A 3,175-nucleotide genomic window follows, 5' to 3' on the forward strand; every position below is an offset into this window, starting at 1 on the left:
TTGTACCCTCGCACTATTAGCAGCGTCTCGCACTTCCTGCCTGATTTCTTCAGCAGTCTGAGCGATGGCACTCTTGACATTCTCATCAAAGAACTGGGTCAGCGCCCCTTTATTATTCTGCTGGATTTTGCCCCAGAGAGTGCTGTTCGGGTCTCTCAATTCCAACTCTATTGAGCGCATGTCCTTGAAGAGACCTGACAGGGTACGTTGTGTGATGGTAGGCTCAACAAAGCTAGTCGGAAAATCTCCTTGCTCCAACTGGATATCCGTCAGCACCGTGTCACCCAGACAACCCATGTGGTGCAGTTTTAACAGTTCATCTCGTGTCCGTGGTTGAAAGACTTTGTAATACCGTCCGTTATGCTCCAAAGCAGGCGAACGAACATTTTGAATGGTAATGTCCATGTGTTAGCCTCCTATTCTTTCAGTTTCCAAATCTCATAGATGAAACCAGCGATATCAGATGTTGAAACACCTTTTCCACTTCCACCTGGAAACGTCACAATTAGATTGTCTGTATTTAATTTGCGTTCACTAGATATCCTTGTCATACGACCTTCCCCTGCAATTGTTTTGTCAGGATGAGAAACTCGACCTGCTCCATTAGAATAATAGCCTCCTGCATTTACAAATACAATACTTTTTGCGGAAGTTGGAAATGTTATAGAGGAATAAGCTGAGTTGAATCCCGTATTGATCCATTTATTAGATGTCGATACAGTAGTGTAAAGCGTTTTAGCATGTTGCTGTAACACATCATTATGAGCAATAAGAGTTTGGACAGCCGTTGCATTTGAGAATATAGCTTGGACAGCCGTTGCATTTGAGAATATAGTTTGGACAGCCGTTGCATTTGAGAATATAGTTTGGAGAGCTGTTGCATTTGAGAATATAGTTTGGATAACCGTTGCATTTGAGAATATAGTTTGGACAGCCGTTGCATTTGAGAATATAGTTTGGAGAGCTGTTGCATTTGAGAATATAGTTTGGATAACCGTTGCATTTGAGAACAGAGCTTGGACAACCGTTGTATTTGAGAACAGGGCTTGGACAGCTGTTGCATTTGAGAACAGATAATTTAAGTTATTCGGATTGCTAAACAATTGTGTCAATAAGGTGTCGTTTTCGATTATAGCAAGGTATTCTTTTAGGCGATTCAGTGGACCAAAGTCAATCGGAGTACCGCTTATAAGTTTTGAAACATTCGGATGACCTGCTAAGAATTGAAACAGCACTGAGTTCTTATTCATTTCAGCATTCAAATATTGTTTTACATTATCTGGAACAACTGTCACATTTTTTAAATATAAATCTAATATCTCAAAATTACTGATGAGCATTGTTTCCCAATTTTGATAGCCACTAATCGGTAAAATCCATGATAGTAAATCTCCACTCAATACGTTTAAATCTGCAAAGGTTTCTACGTTCAGCAACGGACGATTCTCAGCTAATGGACTACCAGGGTCATCTCCTTTCAACACAATCATTGCTGCTCCTAATCCTTTTTTTGTATTTAAGGCCAACGTAAATGAATTCTTTTGTGTTGGATTGACAAGCTGATTTGCCAACTGGTAGGCAATGACAAGATCATTTTTCGGTAGCGTCACTTCACTCACCTTACTTCCTTTTTTGATTTTTAAAATATTATTTTCAACTGTGACATCTAAATTGTCATCTTTAATTCTCATCCACTGATAAGCCGTATATTTTTGGGGTGCTGTAGGAGCTGTGCAAATTCCAATATAGACACTGTTTTCTGTAACGACATCTGTCATATCATGACCATCACTATGTTCTGAATATCTGACAAATACAGAGCTTCCCGTTGAACCTGTTTCCCCCTTGAGCGAATTTTTCTGTTCCGTACTCAGACTTTCAAACGTAACCACACCATCGCGTCCTGGTGGACCTTGAATACCTTGTTCTCCTCGTTCCCCTTGAGCTCCTCGCTCTCCTTGAGCTCCTTGGATACCTTGTTCCCCTTTCAAACCACGTTCTCCACGGTCGCCTTTGGGACCAGTTAAATACTGCAGGGCTGAGAATTGGTCAGTACCGTTTCCGACCTTGACCTTACCAGTGTCGCTCTCAATACCTAACTCTCCGTCAAGCAAGACCAGAGTGCTACTTGCCCAATCACTCGCTGACATGCGTTTATGTTGAACCCTTACTGGGATTGTTTCCGTCATGTTCTACCTCCATCAAAAATAAAAGTTGGATTCTCGCTCCAACTTCCCTCATATCTTGCATTTTGCCCATCCGCAACCGTCTTATAGACTGGCTCTAGTTCAATCCGTGTCGTCCGATTATCAATCGTCACAGACTGCTCTAAATCCTGATACCAGTCGCCTGAGAAGGTCAGACGATAAGCACCGTAGTAGACTGCCAAGACCTGCTCTTCTTTCTGGGTCAGGTCTTTCTCAATCGCTGGCATGGCTGTATTAGCAGGCGCAAGATGAACATGGCCACCATAAAATGGATTCTTATTGACTACCACAGTCACATCTGTCTTGCCGTAAGGCGTGCAGGTTGCGGACCAGCTAATGACGTATTTTTTGCCAACCTCAAAACCGTCTCCATTGTGTCCGACCTCTACGAAATCCGTTCCGTAACTGATTTTCTTGGCCGTGCCACCATAGAGGCGATTCTTGTTGTACTGGGTATTCCCGTCCCCACCTATCAAGCTTGCGTTGACTCTTGCAGTTTCACTGACCTGCTCCAGTTTCTTGCTTAATTCAGCGATTGAGTCCGCACCACTCATCAACTCCTCACGAATAAGCTTCACGAGCTCAGGACGCTCTTTCTCCATTACCTCATGGATTTTAGCGCCCATTTCTTCGGCCTTAGCCTTGTACTGCTCGATGGCATCCGTGATGTTTCTCTCATGCTTGGCAAATTCAGCATCAAATACACGGTCAGCGTTTGCGATTTCCTTTTTCAAACGTTCTTCAAAAATCTTATGCAGATTTCGGCTTTCATTCAAAACGGCATCATTTACAATCCCACCTATCGCATTAGCCAGACTAGACTGGAATGTCCCAAAACCTATTGATTTTAGACGTTTTGCCATTGGCGAATAGGTATATTTCGTGATTTTCTTACGAACATCAAGCCCGTACCATTCATGGTAGATGCTGACCACATCGAACATCCGAACTGCTACATCGCTCTGGCC

General features: G+C 42.8%; 2 protein-coding genes and 1 pseudogene. All 3 read right to left on the reverse strand.

From position 1 onward, the window contains the following. On the reverse strand, window positions 1-405 hold a 405-nt coding region (locus SMIDD26_RS10145; protein WP_246747031.1), incomplete at its 3' end, for a gp58-like family protein. 11 nt (window positions 406-416) lie between these two features. Then, complete coding sequence (locus SMIDD26_RS10150) at window positions 417-2,189, reverse strand: collagen-like protein (RefSeq protein WP_061440024.1); 1,773 nt, start codon at window positions 2,187-2,189, stop codon at window positions 417-419. A gap of 641 nt (window positions 2,190-2,830) precedes the next feature. Further along, window positions 2,831-3,175 (reverse strand): annotated as a pseudogene (locus SMIDD26_RS13730) (hypothetical protein); the annotation flags it as partial.

Origin of the sequence: Streptococcus mitis (assembly GCF_001579035.1) — a bacterium.
GTDB lineage: Bacteria > Bacillota > Bacilli > Lactobacillales > Streptococcaceae > Streptococcus > Streptococcus mitis_J.